The organism is Nostoc sp. NMS9 (genome assembly GCF_017114995.1).
In the GTDB taxonomy this organism is placed as follows: Bacteria; Cyanobacteriota; Cyanobacteriia; order Cyanobacteriales; family Nostocaceae; genus Nostoc.
Genome location: NZ_JABXKL010000073.1, coordinates 42,648 through 61,964 on the forward strand (window position 1 = coordinate 42,648; position 19,317 = coordinate 61,964).

At 40.2% G+C, this 19,317-nt stretch carries 16 protein-coding genes and 1 pseudogene; 8 read left to right on the plus strand and 9 right to left on the minus strand.

The features are described from left to right. Positions 1–60: 60 nt before the first annotated feature. The 5 genes from HWQ40_RS22255 to HWQ40_RS22275 all read left to right on the plus strand — a co-directional run bounded on the left by HWQ40_RS22255 (position 61) and on the right by HWQ40_RS22275 (position 5,212). The gene (locus tag HWQ40_RS22255; protein ID WP_292781902.1) at positions 61–1,410 is read left to right on the plus strand and encodes an ATP-binding protein; all 1,350 of its coding nucleotides are present in this window, start codon (positions 61–63) and stop codon (positions 1,408–1,410) included. Between the two features lie 286 nt (positions 1,411–1,696). Further along, positions 1,697–2,986 (plus strand): tellurite resistance TerB C-terminal domain-containing protein, encoded by a 1,290-nt coding sequence (locus tag HWQ40_RS22260; protein WP_292781905.1) that lies wholly within the window; start codon positions 1,697–1,699, stop codon positions 2,984–2,986. Between the two features lie 94 nt (positions 2,987–3,080). Further along, on the plus strand, positions 3,081–4,409 hold the full coding sequence (locus HWQ40_RS22265; protein WP_292781906.1) for an ATP-binding protein: 1,329 nt from the start codon (positions 3,081–3,083) through the stop codon (positions 4,407–4,409). Positions 4,410–4,469: 60 nt separating this feature from the next. Further along, positions 4,470–4,889 carry a XisH family protein gene (locus tag HWQ40_RS22270; RefSeq protein WP_229494665.1) on the plus strand — a complete coding sequence of 140 codons (420 nt, stop codon included), beginning with the start codon at positions 4,470–4,472 and terminating at the stop codon, positions 4,887–4,889. After that, entirely contained in the window at positions 4,877–5,212 is a 336-nt protein-coding gene (locus HWQ40_RS22275; RefSeq protein WP_292781912.1) for a XisI protein, read from the plus strand. Before HWQ40_RS22270 ends, HWQ40_RS22275 begins: the two co-directional genes overlap by 13 nt. A 143-nt stretch (positions 5,213–5,355) precedes the next feature. On the opposite strand, the gene HWQ40_RS22280 is transcribed toward HWQ40_RS22275, so the two are convergent. The 3 genes from HWQ40_RS22280 to HWQ40_RS22290 form a co-directional block, all read right to left on the minus strand. After that, a complete protein-coding gene (locus HWQ40_RS22280) occupies positions 5,356–5,838 on the minus strand; it encodes a cupin domain-containing protein (RefSeq protein ID WP_292781914.1) in 483 nt (160 codons plus the stop codon). 293 nt (positions 5,839–6,131) lie between these two features. Beyond that, the gene (locus HWQ40_RS22285; RefSeq protein WP_292781916.1) at positions 6,132–6,719 is read right to left on the minus strand and encodes a Uma2 family endonuclease; all 588 of its coding nucleotides are present in this window, start codon (positions 6,717–6,719) and stop codon (positions 6,132–6,134) included. 228 nt (positions 6,720–6,947) lie between these two features. Continuing rightward, positions 6,948–8,150, minus strand: a complete 1,203-nt coding sequence (locus HWQ40_RS22290) for an AGE family epimerase/isomerase (RefSeq protein ID WP_292781918.1) — start codon at positions 8,148–8,150, stop codon at positions 6,948–6,950. A 198-nt stretch (positions 8,151–8,348) separates the two neighbouring features. Between HWQ40_RS22290 and HWQ40_RS22295 the strand changes: the two genes are divergently transcribed. Beyond that, positions 8,349–9,227: an aspartoacylase gene (locus tag HWQ40_RS22295; protein ID WP_292781920.1), complete on the plus strand. Its 879-nt coding sequence runs from the start codon at positions 8,349–8,351 to the stop codon at positions 9,225–9,227. Between the two features lie 513 nt (positions 9,228–9,740). Here HWQ40_RS22295 and HWQ40_RS22300 read toward each other — a convergent pair. After that, the gene (locus HWQ40_RS22300) at positions 9,741–10,535 is read right to left on the minus strand and encodes a Tab2/Atab2 family RNA-binding protein (RefSeq protein WP_292781922.1); all 795 of its coding nucleotides are present in this window, start codon (positions 10,533–10,535) and stop codon (positions 9,741–9,743) included. Between the two features lie 33 nt (positions 10,536–10,568). Here HWQ40_RS22300 and HWQ40_RS22305 point away from each other — a divergent pair, with 33 nt between their 5' ends. Then, complete coding sequence (locus HWQ40_RS22305) at positions 10,569–10,949, plus strand: hypothetical protein (protein WP_292781924.1); 381 nt, start codon at positions 10,569–10,571, stop codon at positions 10,947–10,949. Here HWQ40_RS22305 and HWQ40_RS22310 read toward each other — a convergent pair. The 4 genes and pseudogenes from HWQ40_RS22310 to HWQ40_RS22325 form a co-directional block, all read right to left on the minus strand. Continuing rightward, positions 10,944–11,213, minus strand: a complete 270-nt coding sequence (locus HWQ40_RS22310; protein WP_289799149.1) for a YciI family protein — start codon at positions 11,211–11,213, stop codon at positions 10,944–10,946. The two genes, HWQ40_RS22305 and HWQ40_RS22310, sit on opposite strands and share 6 nt — an antisense overlap. 133 nt (positions 11,214–11,346) lie before the next feature. After that, positions 11,347–13,797 (minus strand): phenylalanine--tRNA ligase subunit beta, encoded by a 2,451-nt coding sequence (gene pheT / locus HWQ40_RS22315; RefSeq protein ID WP_292781926.1) that lies wholly within the window; start codon positions 13,795–13,797, stop codon positions 11,347–11,349. Between the two features lie 283 nt (positions 13,798–14,080). Next, positions 14,081–14,578: a hypothetical protein gene (locus HWQ40_RS22320; RefSeq protein ID WP_292781928.1), complete on the minus strand. Its 498-nt coding sequence runs from the start codon at positions 14,576–14,578 to the stop codon at positions 14,081–14,083. A gap of 307 nt (positions 14,579–14,885) precedes the next feature. After that, positions 14,886–15,194: pseudogene (locus tag HWQ40_RS22325) on the minus strand (reverse transcriptase N-terminal domain-containing protein); the annotation flags it as partial. A gap of 1,264 nt (positions 15,195–16,458) precedes the next feature. Here HWQ40_RS22325 and HWQ40_RS22330 point away from each other — a divergent pair. Then, positions 16,459–17,649 (plus strand): hypothetical protein, encoded by a 1,191-nt coding sequence (locus HWQ40_RS22330; protein WP_292781929.1) that lies wholly within the window; start codon positions 16,459–16,461, stop codon positions 17,647–17,649. A gap of 272 nt (positions 17,650–17,921) precedes the next feature. Here the strand turns inward: HWQ40_RS22330 and HWQ40_RS22335 are convergent, their stop codons facing one another. After that, positions 17,922–19,307 (minus strand): response regulator, encoded by a 1,386-nt coding sequence (locus HWQ40_RS22335; protein WP_292781931.1) that lies wholly within the window; start codon positions 19,305–19,307, stop codon positions 17,922–17,924. Positions 19,308–19,317 lie beyond the last annotated feature (10 nt).

Sequence of the window (19,317 nt, forward strand, 5' to 3'; positions counted from 1 at the left end):
TACTACCAGGGTCAGCAGACAATTTACCATAGCTATTTAGCTATACCACACAGTTGATTGATGGATAATCAAGCGATACCAATGGCAAGTACTTCCTTATATACAAAGGTCCAATTTCTCCAGCGCCAAGCAGCCTCACTCTTACTGTACCAGTCTGTTCTCCAAGGCGAAGTTGGGATGGCATTTCTGGAACTGTTGCAAGCTATACGTTACACTGATACCGATGCACGGGGTTGTCTCCAAGCTTACGGCAGTTACTTTCACGCTTTGGCTGCTAGAAATCAAAATTGGGAAGACTATTTAATCACTCAAATTCTCTTCTCTGAGAATCCTTTTACAAGGCTGGCGGGAGTGCGAGAATTTGAAGATTTGCCCTCAGCTTTAGTAACAGCAGTTCAGCATGATTTACAAATATTGCAAAGTCTCTATGAATGTAGCAGCGCTTCTTTGAGCGAGTGGGTACAAGACGTAGCTTATATGCCGATTTCACCAGTAGTGTGGTATAAAGAGCAAGAATTGCTAGGAGTAGAGACAAAATTCACTACATATCTACAAGAGTTAGATAATTGGGGTGATGCTGTAGAAGAGTTAGCAGCTTATTATCGGCAATGTGGCTCTGGTTTATTTGCAGAATATCGCGCTTTACGCTGGCAATCTGGGCAGTTTATCGGTGTTAGGTATTCTGACCCGGTTAAACTGAGTGCGCTTGTCGGTTACGAATCTCAAAAAGATGTTTTGCTGAAAAATACAGAGTTTTTATTATCAGGAGAGATGGCACTGCATGTATTACTTTACGGTAGTCGCGGTTCTGGCAAATCTTCTTTAGTGAAATCTTTGTTGAATGAATATAGCAATCGCAGCCTCCGATTGTTGGAAGTGGCAAAATCTGATTTAAAAGACTTACCAGAAATCGTGGAACATTTACGGAGTGTGTCACAAAAATTTATTATCTTTGTCGATGACCTTTCATTTGAAGAAGATGATGATGCCTTTAAAGCACTCAAGGTAGTTTTAGAAGGTAATTTAACGGCGCGGCCTCAAAATGTAGTTGTGTATGCTACTTCCAATCGCCGCCACTTGATTCGGGAGTTTTTTGTGGATAGACCTGCACCAAAGGATAACGAGGAAATCCATGCCTGGGATACGATGCAGGAGAAGCTTTCCTTTAGCGATCGCTTTGGTTTAACCTTGACTTTTGAACCAGCCAATCAGAAAACTTATTTAAAAATTGTACAACATCTAGTGACACAAGCTGAAATTAATATTACCCAAGAAGATTTGGAATTTCAGGCATTACAATGGGCAACTCGTCATAATGGTCGTTCTGGACGTACAGCACGGCAGTTTGTTGATTTTTTAAAAGCAGATTTAACACTTTTTCATGCAAATAAAAACATATCCAACAATTAACATTAAAATTGTTTCATTGATGATTGCGCTTTTTTGTAACTTATAGAACAGTGTTATCCACTATTCACTAAAGTTAGAGATTTCATAACAATTCTGATACCAAAATTGAGAAAAATATCTTGATTTACTAGATAAACCACTTGGATTAAGTATTTTATGTGTATGTATTTTTTAATTACGAATTACGTTAGCGTAGGAGTAGCGAGTCTGCGAGCGTCATTACGAATTACAAATTACTGTGAGAGCTACTTATTCAGATAATTTAACTACGCTAAAAACCATCAATATGCAATCAGTAACGATCAGCAATCGATTTATACTAGTGATAGTTGCCTTTAGTGTGAGTTTTGGTCTTAGCCTTGTCCCAAGCTGGGATTTTAATAAAGCCTTTCTCACAGGTGTAATTACTGCCGTTACTATCCATACAACAGCATTATTCATAGACAAGCGGCGCAGAAATTATGAAATGTTTGTTTTAGGTTCTCTCCGCAAGCGAATTAAAGATATGGAGGGATTAAAGGCTCGTGTTGTCAGAGAAATCAATCAAATTGAAGAACATCATAATTTACTATATGCTGAATCACAACAACTACAAAATCAAGTCATAGAAAGCCGTAGCCAAAGAGATAGTCTACATCGAGAATTAAGAACATTTGCAGGACAAAAGAAGCAATTAGAAACAGAAGTTAGTAGTCTGCAAACTGAAATTAGTAATTTGCAGAACAATCAAACTGAATTGAATAATGCTTTTTCTACCCTCACAGCAGAGAAGCGCCGTTTAGAGTCAAATTGTAATGTATCTCGTGCTGAAATCACCCAATTGCAAAGTCAAATTTCCGGGCTACAACACGAGAAACAAGAAGTTGAAAGTAATTTAACTCTTTTAGGCAGACTCAAACCCCAATTAGAAGAAAAATTATACGAACTGCGAATTGCAATTCAAGAGCTAGAAGTTGAAACAACCCAAAACAATCAATTGCTTGTAGCAACGAAAACCGAAAGAGAAAATATCCAAGCTATCCTGAATTCTTCACAAACCCAATTAGCAGAACACAAAGCCGAATTACAGCAATTACAAGGACAAGTTTCATTATTGCAAGAAGAACGAGACTCATTACAAAATCAAGTATGGGAATTACTACAACAAGTAGAAACATTCAATCCAGAGCCTTTGTCGGATAATTCCCAAGAAGATGATATTGAATTGCTTCCATTTTCTGAAATAATTGAATCTTCAGATGTAATTGAAAATTCGGAAGTTGAGACATCGGAAAATATCCCCGAAGAATGGACTAATTTTCTTGTAAATCTCCCCGGACATGAGTTACAAGTATTAAAAGCTATAGTTGAACAAGATAATCCCAATAGTGCTATTAAAAAAATTGCCGAAGCAAATATCACTATGCCAAATTTATTAATCGATTCTATAAATGAACGGGCAAATGATACTATTGGGGAATTAATAATTAATTCTAATTTGGAAAGTCCAAAACTTTATCAGGAGCATATAACAGATGTAAAAAAAATGATTGCGATGTATGAAGGCCTCATGGCTAGACATACTTCGTCAAATTAAATTGTTATTGCAGTTGTAAGATTTAGTAGTAAGATGATGTACCTTACCTACTTACTGCGTGCTTCTGCGTTTAGAATAAAGTGAAGTGTAATACATGGCAAAGCTCAAAATCTCGAAGAAAATTTCCACTGCTTTAATCAATTCTCTTGGTGCAGGGGTAGTACCAAGAGTGGGAGTTGAATATATAGCAGTAGGTCGAGAAAAAGAACTAAAAAGCTTATTACAAAATCTCGATGATATTGCAGAAGGTGTCGCAGCATTTCGCTTCATAATTGGTAACTACGGTTCCGGTAAAAGTTTTTTACTGCAACTAATTCGTAATCGAGCAATGGAGCAAGGTTTTGTAGTAGCTGATGCTGATTTATCCCCAGAACGTCGATTAGCTGGAAGCAACAATGAAGGTGTAGCTACCTATCGAGAATTAATGAGCCACCTAGCTACAAAAACTCGTCCTGATGGTGGTGCTTTAGTCTCAATTTTAGAAGGATGGATTAATAAAATTCAACAAGAAGTGGTTAAAGAAACTGAAATGCGTCCGAATGACGATGGTTTTGATGACCAAGTTGAATCGAAAATTAGGGAAGTAGTTCAGTATATTGAAGATTTAGTTCACGGTTTTGATTTTGGTAACGTGATTATCGCTTATTGGCGTGGCTACCGATTGGATGATGATAATTTAAAAAATGCAGCGATGCGCTGGTTACGGGGAGAATTTACTACTAAAGTTGAGGCGAAAGCAGCTTTAGGAGTGCGGGTAATTATAGATGATGATAGCTGGTATGACTATATAAAACTATTTGCTAAATTTGTGGCTGAGATTGGCTATAAAGGACTATTAATCTTAGTTGATGAAGCCGTACATTTATATCAAATATCTACCACCGTTACACGAGAAAAGAATTATAATCGACTCCTGGCAATGTTTAACGACACCATGCAATGTAAAGCAGAACATCTTGGCATTGTTGTTGGTGGAACAACTAAGTTTTTAGAAGACCCCAAACGGGGACTTTTTGCAGATCAAGCTTGGCAAAGACGCACAAAAGAAAGTCATTTTGTTGCACAAGCTAATATTCAGGAACATTTAGGGCCAGTGATTCGGCTAAATCCGTTGAGTGAAGCAGAAATTTTGACGCTTCTGCAACGTTTAGCTGAGATTCATGCACTCAATTTTGGGTATGAACAGACTTTGACGAATCGTGAGTTGAAGGAGTTTGTGCAAGAAATTATTAATCGCTTGGGTGCAGAAGCATTACTGACACCAGGGGAAATTGTGCGAGATTTTATGAGTGTGCTGAATATTCTTCACCAAAATCCAGGAATTGCGTTTGGTGAATTAATTCATGGCTCTAAATTTAAACCCACTGCTATGGGTAAGGATGCAAATGTGGATGAAGATGGCGCAGCCGAATTTAGTTTGTGATTAATGATAAAGACACTACTATACTGATTTAAAATCAGGTAAAAAAGTGTGTAAACAGAAATGTCAGCCAAAGACTTATTCCATGAAGCAGTCAAGAAGGGTCTTCAGAAAGAGCAGTGGATAATTACACATGACCCATTAAGGATCGAGTTTGGTAAGGAGGATGAAGTTAGAATAGATTTGGGTGCAGAAAGACTCTTAGCGGCTGAAAAAGCAGGAGAAAAGATTGCGGTTGAGATTAAAAGTTTTTTGAGTGACTCAGCATTGTTTGATTTTCATCTGGCGTTGGGCCAATTTTTGAACTACCGTTTAGTTTTAGAAGCTAGTGAAAGAGAACGCATATTATACTTAGCAGTGCCAATTGCTGCTTACGAATCGTTTTTCCAACGGGATTTACCCCAAGCATCAGTGCGGCAATACCGAATTAAGTTGATTGTATATGATCCAGTGGATGAGGTGATAGTTAAATGGATAAACTAGCATTTTATCGTCAGTGTATTCAAAAACTATTGACCGAATACAGCGACGTTATCCCGATAAACGGCGAAATTGATACACAAATAATTTTTGATACAGAACACGACCATTATCAAATTGTTGATTTGGGATGGGATAAACATCACCGCATTTATAATTGCGTGATGCATTTGGATATTAAGAGCCATAAAATTTGGATTCAACGTAACCAGACTGATAAGTTGATTGCTGATGAATTGGTAGCGATGGGTGTACTAAAACAAGATATTGTATTGGGCTTGCAGCCTGTTTATGCCAGAGAATACACAGGGTATGGTGTGGGGTAGGGCTAACCAAGTTCAATCCTATCCGACCACGGGGGCGATGCCTGTGGCGAGCTAACTCTGGTGACTCATATCGTTATCTGTGTGATGCGATTTCAAATACTAATGAGTAAACCTCTGACAAAAGTCGAAATCTCTCATCAAATTCATCTGTTTTCAGGATTGATTAAAATAGCTTTTGGTTGATTAGCATTAAATAGAGAAGCAGACAACAGAATAATCGGTTTGTTTGTTTGGTTTTCTCCATAATGAATCATTCCGGCAGATTCAACTAAAGAATCTCCCACTGTAAGCTGTATAGTTTTCCCTTTTTGAAGAATCAACTCTGTGCCGTTAGCTTTCGTTACTTTAGCTTCTCCTTCCACAACAGTATAAATTAAAGTTCCCGCCTCTACTCGTTCAATCTGCATTCCCGGATGAGTATGAGTAGGGAGTTTTGCTCTTGGTGCGATGATATAGCGTACAAGTTCAAGAATCTGCTTTTTATCTTGAGTTGGATAACCACTCGCTAAAACTTCACGGGTAACAGATTGAGTGTAAGTATTGGGTGAGGAGATTTCTTGGCTCTTAACAACTACACTGCCAAAAGCTAGGATAGCTAAGGGGAGAATCAGAGACAGTTTTCTCATATTAAAAGTTTTTTGTTTGGACAATACATTTAATTAAATCATTTTGTGTTTAGTTTGTCTAATTACTTAACTTGCCAGTGCTATTCAGATAATTTTTTGAGTACATTTTGAACCTCATCTGCCCTTTTTGGATCAAGTTAAATGTACCTTTAAGCCGCTATTTTGAGATATTTTTTGAATATGTCTTCAGAAACTATTTCATCTTCATCAAGATTGCTAACAAGACATCGAATTAATTAAAGCAAGGCTTAACAGAGAATAGAACACTTTTTTACGCGATCGCACCAACAAAATCATTCACTAGCACTTTCTGGAAACAACCGATTCAAGTCTAATAATATATCTTCAAATCCAGGAATAGCCACTGACTGATTCGGTAAATAAATCTGTTTGCTGAGATAGTTAAACTTACTTTGAGCATTTTGATATGGCTGGCTGTGTTGCTCAAGTTGACGAGCTGGTAAATTCACAATCCAGTAATAAGAAATTCTGGCTTCTGCATACAAAGACAGCTTGGTTGTTTGGTCATAATCTAGAGTTTTATCTGAAATTTCAATTACTAACAAAATATCTTCGGGATAAGGATGATGAGCGAGATAATCTTCATCTTTTCCTCGTGCAATGACAACATCCGGCTCAGGCTCACTTTGATTAGGAAGGGTGATAGGATCTTGTCCACGGATGACTGCTCGATCGCCTAATAGCCGATCTAATTGACGGCATAGGATAGAACTACAAACTGTATGAGGCGTTCCCTTTGCTGTCATTTGAATCAGTTCTCCTCGAATCAATTCAATATGATTGGCCTCTGTCAGAAATCCGAGTTCAATCAATCGATGGTATTCAGCGATGGTAAATCGCTTAGGTGTCACAGCATTCATGAGACATCCTTCTAATGGCACTGATTCCACTTTACTTGTAGATTAAACTGACAGCGTTGTTTACCGCCGCAGGCATTGCAATAACTTAAGCCGTTGTTACTACAACTGAACCATTGATAAGTAACCTTAAAGCCGTTGTTACTACAACTGAAGCTGTTATTATCAATGCTGAAGCTGTCGTTACCACAGCTTAAGTTGTGGTTATGAATATGAATTTTTGTAATAAGTCTATTGCAAAGGAGTAGCGATCGCCTCAAATTGTTGCCAACAAAGGTATAATGCCCGCGGTACGTGAAAACATCCTTTCCATTTGCCACCTTTAAGGTTCAACAACACTTCTCCACGCCGATTCAGGTAGCCAAACCATTCACCATACTCGGAATCAGCAAAGTGTGACCAGGCATAATCGTGCATCTTTTCATACCATTCCCAACACACCTCACGCTCGGTTAGGCGATAACCCATCGCTAATGCAACCAAAGACTCTAGGTGAACCCACCACAACTTTTGATCCCATTCTAATTGTTGTGGGGGATGACCGTCTGCATCCATAAAGTAATACAACCCGCCATACTCGTTATCCCAAGCAAAATTTAGGATGTTTAACACCACATCAACGGCTTGGTTAATAGTTTTGGTGTCGTTTTGGCGACGCGCGATGTCCATGATGAACCACATCGCTTCGATACCGTGACCTGGATTAATCAGCCGTCCCTCAAAAGAATCTATGTGGGAACCGTCAGGGGCAACATTTTCGTACATTAGCCCCCGTTCTTGGTCGAGAAAATCGGTTATCACTTCGCGGACTGTCTCAGCTAGGACATTCTCTAGTGTTTCCTTTGGCAGCAACCATTCCATTTCTAGAGTCAGGTTGGCTAAAATCATCGGTACAGCCAATGATTTCATCGGGCGTGTGCCGGGATAGGTTTTATTATATTTGCCCTTGGGGTTATCTTTGCGGCGTAATACGTTGTTATAAGCTTGCATCGCTACATCCTTTGCCCATTCTTCGCCGCCAGCGAGTGCATATTGACTAAATGCCATCGCCGCAAAGCAATCAGAAAAGATGTTGTAAGGCTCAACCAGTGGTTTCCCTTCACGGGTGAGGGCAAAGTACCAGTTACCATCGCTATCTCTGCCATGTTGGGCGAGAAAATTAGCGCCGTTGCTGGCAATTTTTAGCCAATTTTCGCGCTTTTCTAGCTGATTGTAAAGCATCGAAAAAGTCCACACCTGGCGGTTTTGCAGCCAGATAAATTTATCTGTATCATAAATTTTGCCTTCGCGATCAAGGCAGGTGAAATAGCCGCCTTGCTGCCAATCAAGAGAATATTTTTCCCAAAAGGGGAGTACGTCGTTGAGGAGGGCGTTTTTGTAAAGTTCAGCGTAGGCGTAGCCCGCCGGAGGCATCGCTAGAAAATTATACTCCATAAATTTCCTCCCCTTTTGTACCAAAACCAACAGCTTAACAGTTATCATATTTTGACTCGAACATGGAGCGTAGGCGTAGCCCGTCGTAGACATCGCGTCAGTCTTTTACAAGATTTAGTCAGCAGAAGCTATACTTCTATCTTGGATCTTGCATCATTCTCAATAACCGTAGGGTAGTTTTTTAGAGATGAGGTTGTTATGAGTCAGATTGAACGAGTTGCGATCGTTGGAGGAAACCACGGTAATGAGTTAACAGGAGTACATTTAGTCAAAAAGTTTCAGCAATATCCTAATTTAATTAACAGGGAAAGTTTTGAAACTCTGGCATTACTTGGTAATCTCAAAGCTATTGAAGAAGGCAAACGATACATTGACAAGGATTTAAATCGTTGTTTCACTAATCAAGGCTTACAAAATCCCCAACTCTCAAGTTATGAAGATACGCGGGCAAAAGCAATTCAACAGATATTGCAACCGCAAAATCAGCCCTTTGTAGATGTAATTGTTGATTTGCATAGCACAACTGCCAACATGGGTTTAACTCTAATTTTTTGTGATATGCATCCTTTATTGCTTCACTTAGGTGCTTATTTAAGTTCTATCAATCCTTTAGTGAAAGTCTGTATTAATCAGGAATCCAAAGAAAATGGTTTTCTCCGTTCTCTGTGTGAATTGGGTTTTGTTATAGAAGTTGGGGCTGTGGCTCAAAATGTTTTAAACGCTGAATTATTTCAGGAAACAGAACAGCTTATTTATGCAGTTTTAGATTATTTTGAAGGGTGCAACCAGGAGAATATTCCGCAGACAAGCAATCACCTTACACTTTATAAATCCATTAAGACTATCGATTATCCTAAAAGCGAGCGTGGGGAAATTCAAGCCATGATTCACCCCCAGCTTCAGTTTAGGGATTATGAACCTTTGCATCCAGGCGATCCAATCTTTCTGACTTTTGAAGGAAAAGATATTTTCTATGAGGGAGCGTCTACTGTTTATCCTATTTTTATTAATGAAGCAGCTTACTACGAGAAAGGAATTGCGATGTATTTAAGTCAAAAGCAGGAAGAAATAGTTTAATTTGTTCGCCCTTCTAACCATCTCCTGCAACGCCGTCCCAAGCAGCAATTTCAGCTTGATACTCTGCATCTTCAACATCCTGCTTTAGCGCTGTAATCATTTCTGCTGCTAAAACTCGGCGGCGGTGTTCTGCTAGCAGTGTATTGATATATGCACTACGGTTCCCTTGTGCACACCGATCTACAAATTGCAGAATGTCTTCTTCTAAAGTAATTGTGACTTTGAGGATCTATAATTAATTTTTAGTATTACTTTATCATCATACTAAAATTTACTAAACTTATACCAATTCAATTAATGATTGCAACACATCCTTGGGTAAAGACGCGATTCATCGCGTCTCTACAAATGGTCTATTTGCCGCATTCTTTTTTCAATTTGGTATTATACACCTGGCCTATATAAGCAAATTCCAGTAAAGCGTAGACACATATTCCCTTGTAGTCAGACATCGCTTTAGTCGATTTATTTAGTTATCAAAATTAAGCAGACAAATATTTTTGGCAATTAATATCAATCTTCTGCCCGCAATAACCAAAAGCCGCTATAAGTCATACCAGAATCATCAGGTTGAACTAACAAAAAATGCAATCCTCGGCTTTGCTGCTTGCGTTGTTCAAATGCTTGGGCTGCTGTTGTAACTTCTGGATCTTCAAATGTGGCAACAATCCACCTATCCACCAAGCTAGCTTCTAATATTAAGCCATCTGGTGCGCCAGAAATGTAGTTCAAGCTTACAGGACGGGCTTGCTGTAACCACCGTGCTAGGCGCATTGATTGCCGTCCACCATAAATTACTACACCAGGAACAGGAACTGTTGATGCTAAACCCAAATTGATGGGTTTGCGATGTTCTGGGAGGTGCAAAATGGGAATGGGGCGATCGCTAAATCTCGTTTCTACATCACTAGCAGCTAGAGCCGCAAAACGCCATTGTTCTCCCCAGAGGTTTTCTGGTAATGGTGCTGGAGGTGGTTTATCCAGCGTTGAGGGATATTGCTTTTCTTGTAACCACTGCTTTAACGCCAAGGTGTGGCGGGTAGGTTCGACATTAATACTTAAATTGCGTCCAGCCGCTTCAATTAAACTTAGAGACTGAGGACGAAACACTTGAATTACATCTGGCAATTTTTCACCAGCAGCTAGCTCAAGTTGAGCAGCCACCCAACTCGAATTCGCTGCTGACTGGAGACAGGTGGCTTCATATTGAAAGCTGCGAGTTGCGTCACAAATCAACAACTCCCATAAAATTTGTCCAGACGCATCTTGTGAGGGACGACGATAAAAATCAACCTGCCAAATTTTCATAATTATGTGGGCATGGGGCATTGGGCATTGGGCATGGAGGTATGGGAGGGATCGATGAGAGTTAAAACTGAAAGTTTTAGGTTCAGAGGCTCAAATTTCAAGCTCAGAGGTTCAAAGTTCATCCTCAGAGGTTCAACTTCCGAGTTCAGAGGCTCAAATTTCAAGCTCAGAGGTTCAATGTTCATGCTCAGAGGCTCAAATTTCAAGCTCAGAGGTTCAATGTTCATGCTCAGAGGCTCAAATTTCAAGCTCAGAGGTTCAATGTTCATGCTCAGAGGCTCAAATTTCAAGCTCAGAGGTTCAATGTTCATGCTCAGAGGCTCAAATTTCAAGCTCAGAGGTTCAATGTTCATGCTCAGAGGCTCAACATTCAAGCTCATCTTCCCATGCCCAATGCCCAACACCAATTTATAAAGCCTGAATCCATTCTTTGACTGAATATTCAGTCCAAATGCCATTTTTCCAGTAAGGATCGTTTTCAATTAACTGGCGTACAGTGGCTTCGTCTTCGGCTTCGTAAATCCCAAAAACTTTTGTAACATCCTTAGTGGGGCCGATGGTAATCAGCACACCAGATTCTTTCTGTTTTGCTAATCCGTCTAAATGAGCTTGACGATAGGGGGCGCGTTTTTCGATAACGTCTTCGCAGTAAGTTCCCCAGAGTACATATTTAGGCATAGCTAAGACTATTTTGGATTTTGGATTTTAGATTTTAGATTTTAGATTTTGCAGCCAGTGCATCGGGGAGTAAGAAATTATTAATTTCTCACTCCTAGCAAATGACAAATGACAAATGACAAACGACAAATGACTAACTTCTCAAGTTGACGCCGAATTTTTCCACCAAGGCTTCGCGGACTTTATTGTGTACTGGTTCCACTTCTGCCTCAGTCAGAGTACGATCGCTAGCCCGATAAATTAAGCGGAATGCTAAACTCCGCTGTCCTTCGGGGACGTTTTCACCACGATATTCATCAAATAATTCCACCGATTCGAGCAAATCTTTACCAGCTTTGGTAATTACTTTTTCAATTTCGACAACTGAGATTTTCACGGGTGCGAAAAAGGCAATGTCGCGATCGCTAGCTGGATATGTAGAATAGGGCTGGAATGTGGGAACGAGAATTTCATCTTCTTCCAAAGAATCTAAAAGCACATCTAGATCCAATTGAAAAACATAAACGGAATCTGGTAAACCTTTTTCTCGTCGCAGTTGGGGATGGAGCTGCCCAAAAATCCCCAGTCTGTTACCCCGAATCCACAGGGAAGCGGTACGTCCTGGATGTAAGCGATCGTCGCGGCGATCGGGTTGAAATTCGATTTGCAAGCTCAATTGCCGAAATACACTTTCTAAAATGCCTTTGGCTTCAAACCAGGTGATGGGTTCTTCGCGTCCACTTTTTGACCATTTGCCAAGGGTGCGATCGCCTCCGATAATCCCCGCCAGGGCTTCTGTTTCTTGCAAACCGTCTTCTTCTTGCCAGAAAATCTGCCCGATTTCAAAGCCGTTCAGCGCACCATTACCCTGCTCTAAATTGTATTGAAAGGCATCAATTAACCCCGATATCAAATCGGTTCGCAGCGCTGAATATTCAACAAATAAGGGATTGGACAGTACTATGTTTCTGTCTTCTCCTGGTTTGACTAAAGAATAGTGGATTAATTCTGTCAATCCTTCAGCTCGCAGGAAAGCCCGTAACTTGCGAATTAGTTCTTGATCTAAAGGTAGATAACCAGCTTCCGCTTTTTCTGGCAAGGTATCGCAGAATTTGTTGTAGCCATAGAGACGGGCAATTTCTTCAATTAAATCAATTTCTCGCTCTAAGTCACGGTAACGATAGGGTGGGACAGAAACTGACCACGTAGGTTGATGGCTGCTATCTTCTCCTGAAGAAGTTAACTGACACCCCAATGCAGTCAGGATGCGCTCAACATCTTGTTTTTGCAGTTCGCCTGTGTCCTCTTCTAAATCGATGGGCCCCAATATCTGATTAACTCGGTCTAAACGCAGGGCGATAGAACGACTCCAAGTAGACGGATCAGGGCGGGTGTCGGCAATTTCTTGCTGGACTATAATTCCACTAGCTAATTCACTAATTAAGGATAAAGCGCGGCGATTGGCTATTTCCAACTCAGCCCGATTAACTCCCCGTTCGTATCTGCCAGAAGCTTCACTTCTTAACCCAACACTCCGGGAAGAACGGCGAATTGCCACGGAATCAAATAAAGCTGCTTCTAAAACTAGGCTTTGAGTCCCTTGATGGACTTCTGTTTCTTCCCCACCCATGACTCCCGCCAGTGCAACGGGCCTGTCGTTAGCGGTGATTAACAAATTTTGGGTTGATAGGGTGCGAGTTTGTCCATCTAGGGTTTTTAAGAATTCTCCATTATTAGCGAAGCGAACGCCGATGGTTAAATTTTCGCTACTTGCAACAGATTTTAGGCGATCGCAGTCAAAGGCGTGCAGTGGTTGTCCCCATTCCAACAAAACGTAGTTAGTAATGTCCACCACATTACTAATGGGACGTACCCCAGCCGCCCGCAAACGCTGTTGCAGCCATTCGGGAGATGGAGCAATTTTGATCTGTTCGATTACCGTACCAATGTATGCAGGACAAGCTTGGGTATCAGCAATTTTTAAAGCTAACTTTCCGGCATTTTTGGGAATAGAGACTTCACTAGGTTCAGGAATGCTCAACTTTCCACCGGTTAAAGCTGCTACTTCTCTGGCTACACCTACCATACTTAGAGCATCAGCGCGATTGGCAGTTGCGGTAAGGTCTAAAATTACATCATCTAAACCCAACAATGGCCGCACATCACTACCCAATGGTAAATTTTCCTGGGTAAAAATATGAATTCCGTCTACATCGGTGGGCAAACCGAGTTCCTTTAAAGAACAAATCATGCCCTGAGATGGGACACCACGTAGTTTTGCAGGTTTAATTTTTAAATCAATTTTGGGTAAGTAAGTACCCGTAGTTGCCACTGGGACATAGATATCTGCCTTCACATTGGCAGCGCCACAGACAATATTTAAAGTCTCACCTGTACCGATATCCACTTGGCAAACACTCAATTTATCGGCGTTGGGATGGGGTTGACGCTCAAGCACTTTGCCGATCACCACGCCATTTGCCCAAGTGCGGCGGTCTTCAATCTCTTCTACCTCAAACCCCGCCATTGTCAGGGTTTCGGCTAATTCTTCTGGACTAAGTTTTATCTCTACTAGTTCGCGCAGCCAATTTAGAGAAATACGCATGGAATGTGCTTGTTTTAGGAATCGTCTTTTGCTCTTATTTTAGGGTGCAAGAAGCGATCGATGGCTACTCGTCCCGCAAGGCTTACCCTTTCACTTGAACAATCCTACTACGTTAGACTGGCAATGTAAAAATAAGTAAATACTGAGAATGTATCTACGCAAAGAAGTAAGACATTATTTTTATTTGGTTGATTTTGACATTAAACTACATACGCCCGGATTTCTCGCTTGTGAAAAATCCGGGTGTTTTGTTTCATAAAAAAGCGTGTCAAAGGTTAGTCATCTAATTTTTACTAACAACAATTTTAGCAATGTAGTCTTTTAGCGCGATCGCCTTTCCGCTCTTTGGGTACGGGGAAACCTGTATCAATTTCACCGAATATTTATCTAAAAATTGAATTGATAAAGCATCACGACCTGGTATCAGGGTTAGCATTAATGTTGAAACTTGCTGACCATTTTTTATGATGTCTAATCCAATAATAACTTGCCCTTGCCAAATACAAGTTACATTAGAAGGGCACCGAGAATCCTGGATAACTTTTGAAAATTTGATTTCAATATTTTCAGTAGGGAGGTAAGCTGTCTTTCCATATCTAAGGTAAAATGGAGTATTTAAAGTAGTTCCAACTCTAGCCATCAATTGTTGATGATTACCTTGAGCAATTGATTTAACTTCTATGCTTGAAGGCTTGATATTTGATAATATTCCATAGCTAGGAAGACAATTTCCTCCACCAATCAATGTTAATATAACTGCTGCACTCACTACACTTTTCATTTTTTATACTCCATAGTCAGGAATTTTATTATTAGTTGAGCCAGAAAGCAGATTTATAAATTGTTCTGTTTTCTGCTAGAGTGAAACTTTAAAAGACAAAACGCAATTAGTTAACTTTTGTGCGTAGGCGCAGCCCGTCGTAGACATCGCTTCTTGCATAACCATTACGATTGAGAGCCATTTGGTTTCTCACGCTTGAGCTAAAATACCATAAAACCAGCAATCTAAATACACAAGCTTTTTTCTGATTTCAAAAACTTCAACAGTGCTTTTCAAATTTGGGGATTGGGATTTCCCGTAATAATTAATGGTGCCAGTTTTTACCTTTGGTTCTGAGTTCTTCACTCAGTTTGAACCTTTGCTCGAAAGTGAGCGATGCTTTACCATCAACCCCTGCTGTCTTTTTCCCAGCATTTAGTTGAGTTACTTGACGAACTGCCAGTAATCTTGCTGCGGTGGATTTCAGAATCAGCTTTTGAAGGGACTGCGCTTTTGGGTAGTCTCCGCCTCGAACAGCTTTGTACATTCTTCTTTGCAGGCAAAAAAGGTTACGTCGGAATTTCTTCCAGGGTAGCGTTCTCCATGATTCACTAGCGTCATTGCTGTGTCCAATCATGCTCTACTCCAATTCGTGTACTCTGAACACCTCAGACCAATTACGGTCTGTCCTACCCTAACTGAGGGAATTTTGCTACTCGTCTAGCCTACTTGGGAGTTCGACCTTCTCCTAGACCCTTAGTTCGTTTTTATTCGTTCCCTCAACTGATTGATTGCTTCGTTAGGTGTAGCCAATTTAACCGTCAGAAACCCTTGGTTCTTGCTGCTGTCATCCCTCATAACGCAACGGGTTTTAGCTCTGATGAAGTCGGGGGTTTTGTGTTATGCCCCGCTTGAGTGTGGGTTACTTTTCTAGGCTCTGTTTCACCGTGGAAGCTCCCTATTAACGCCAGTGTCAATTCATAACGATTGTCTGGTTGCATCCTTTCCCCAGCTTCACTCTATAAGAATCAAGCTTACTCGGTGTGGGCAGGTAAGGAGTCACGCCTGAACCTGGCGGGTAGGATTTTCACCTACATCTGGTTGAGAGTTCAACTCGTGAGAGTTGGTAAGTTTATTTACGGACTAGATACCGGGATTCATCTACAACGAATCGCACGAAGATTCACTCTAGTTATTACTTTCTAGCATTATTACTCCATATTTTAGCAATTATTACATTATGTAAAAGGAACATTATTTTTTCTCTGTTCTCAACAAGCCCAGTTTTTTGCGATGAGCAATGACCACGATTTCACAAGGCGTAGCCCATCGTAGACATGGCTTTGAGACTTGGAAAATAAATCAAATGAGAAATGCTGATTTTTTCCTTGGTTCTTAACATTGGTTGCGAGCAAGAGTAATTTAGATGCGTTTGCTTTGGCGATCGCAGAACTTGAATCTTTAAAACTCGATCAAATCTCACAAGTAATATTTTCTCACTCAATAGACTACAAAAATCACACTTCACTCTTTTTTGTAGTGTAATTACATTACATTGTATTGTAGAACTCCAAAGAGGTAAATTTGCCCTCTTTGTGCCGAAAAATCACTGTAGAAACTGTCTCTAAGCTTTCACCATAAGGATTATCGGACATTTTTTTGAAATCTACCTCAACAAGATCGAAAGAATAGACAATCCAATCTAAAAAATCGGCAATACAATCGAAATTTTGTTCATTTTAAATGTAAATCTGATTTTGTATAGTTTTACTAAATGTGGTGATTGCTGTTTTTATTAGTATTTTTTATTGAAAATAAAAGTAAAAAAATGCTTTCATTCATGTCGTTGATCTTCCTCTTGATAGAGGGATTTCAGTTTGAGTAATAGGAGTTTAATTCTAATGGCAACTTCTGGCAATAGCAATCAAACCACTGGGTCACAAAGTACTAGCAACAATTCAACTGGTAATGGCAATTTTTCTTTCAGTGATGGCAAATGGCAGTCTAGCGATGGCAGCAGTCTAGATAGTGGCAGTAGCTTTGGTGGCGCTGCTAGTGGTAGTAATACTTTCGCTTCCTTCATCGGTGGTGGTAACTCATCCACAACCAGTGAAGATGGAAAGTACAAATATAATTACGAGCGACCACTTGACGAGCGGGCTTTAACTGATACCAATAATCCGTTCAATCAACTCATCGGAGTCGTTGGCGGTGATATTACTGCGTTAGGTGATGGTAGCAACCCCTTTGCTAGTGGTGGCGCATCTGCTGGCGGTAGCAACCCCTTAACTGGTGGTGGCGCATCTGGTGGCGGTAGCAACCCCTTAGCTGGTGGTGGCGCATCTGGTGGCGGTAGCAACCCCTTAACTGGTAGTGGCGCATCTGGTGGTAACGCATCTGGTGGCGGTAGCAACCTCCCTGGTAACTTACCATTTGGCAGCACTCCGCCTTCCAAGGAAAGTGGAAGCAACCTACCTGAAACTGGCAACGGTCAACCTGTACCTTATAAGAGCGACAACTGGATATCTGATATTCAAAAATTAGATGGTGCAAATGCTATCGGTAACAGTGGCCAAGGTAACGGTAACTGGCTATATGGTAGTAACAACGCAACCGACGGTAATGGTAACTGGAATTTTGGTAGCAGTAACACAACCAACGGTAACGGTAACTGGAACTACGGTGATAGCAGCAAAACCGAAGGTAATGGTAACTGGGGCTTTGGTAACGAGAACACAACCAACGGTAACGGTAACTGGAACTTAGGCAATAACAACGACATCCTTGGTAATGCCAATACATTACCTGGTAGTAAAAACGACATTCTTGGTAGTGGCAACACTGCCAATGTAACTAACAGCAATCTCCTTGGAAACCGGATTGAAGCCAGTGGTGATGACAAAACACTCATTGGTAATGAAGGCTGGAATTTCCCTGTTAGTGGCCAACTGATATCACTAGGTAGTACTAAGCCTAGCCAAGATATAGGAACTGATATCAGCAATTTAGTCACCAGTCCTAACGTTGCAACATCCGCCATATCAAATCCAGGCTATATCAACCCAAATTATGATTTCTCTAGCATAGCCTAAAAGTTTGTAGCAGACAGGAGCCAGTTTTTGCATCGGTAAGCCTGTCTATTGTAGCAATGACCTTTTTGCCAACTTGAGTTGATTACATTTTGAGTACAATACTTCTGGATTAAGCTTTGCAGTTGACATTGCTCTCATTGAGCGGCGCAAGAATCAACCTTCTAGCATTTTAAGAATTTCAATCTGTAATTAACCCAGAAGTATTACTCTTTGAAATGTAGTGGGTAAGGTATAGAAAAAATAATTAACCGCAAATCATTGGAGTGGTTAATTTAAGTCAAATGCATAAAGACTATTTTCAGCAATTCGGCACGGGTAAACGGTTTAGTCAGATAGCCAGATGCCCCGACTAATTTCGCTTTTACTTTGTCTACAATTCCTTTACTGCCAGTGACAAAGATAATAGGAGTATTTTGAAATAGTGAATTATTTCGTATAATTCGGCACAACTCATAACCATCAATTCCTAGCATGTTTAAATCCAACAAAATTAAATCCGGTTTGTGCCTTATAATTGACAAAACGGCTTTCACTGGATCGTTAATAGTCACTACAGAAAAATTTTCATTTTCTAAGAAATAACTAATTTCTTTAAGAATGGTGGGACTATCATCTACAGAAACGATTTTGTGGACTTTTTGTCCCGTTACAGTAGCAGCCGTTACTCTTTGGGAAGCAGAATTTATGTTATTTGATATTGTTGGTTCCTGAAAGTTTTCTTTTGAAGGAGTAGAAATCTGTGGTAATCGCTGAACAGGAACTATTTTCTCTTCAGGAATATTTGGGTAAGAATTGACAGTATTACTTAGTTCTTGTTTGGTGTCAACTAACCCTGAAATCAATTTTGAGAAAAGCGATTGCTCCTCAAAAAGCTTTGGTAATTTATCATAAGGTGGATCTGGTTCATGGAGGATAATCGCACCCTTAAGGATGTAAGGGTATAAATTGCGAGCTAGTTGAATTTCATCTTGATTCAAAATTACAGCCAGATGATACAGGCTAAAACCCTTCATCCAGTTAATTAAATCTGGCTGGAGATTTGGTAAATCTTGGTCATCAAACTTGCTGTTAATCAACAGATATGGACGTTGATATAGAGAAGAAATTTTAGGTACAAAAGCCTGCCAATTCTGTAATCTTACTTGGCAATACTCTAGAATTTTTTCTACACCTAGCCTGCAAATTTTTGGCATTCTATCAAGTGGTTCTGTTAATTCATAAGTACCTTCTTTGATGAGCAAAAATGATTCAATTACCTCTTTAACTAATTCTTGAACCAGCACTCCTGCTTGTGTAGAATGTAGATGTTGTTGACTAACAAGCCAGGATATAGCCTGATACTCAGGAGGGTGGCTTCTCGAATTACTGTCATCTTTGCTTAACTGACTGTGTGAGTCAGGTTCAAACATCAGCCGTACTTGAATGCGAACCTCATTAGTAAGGAGTGGAATTTGCTGGCTGAGGCGTCGCAAATGGCGCTCTAGTCGATCAAATGGTTCCACAGAATGGGTAGCGTAAGTTATTTTGCCCTGTTCTAAGTAAATCGACCAAGAAACTGAGTTACTCAATACTTGTAAACAAGTACTGTCGGAACAATTGGATAATTGTCTTAACAAACTTAGAGGACGTAGTTTGGTGAATGTACCTGAGTTATTCATATTTTTCAAG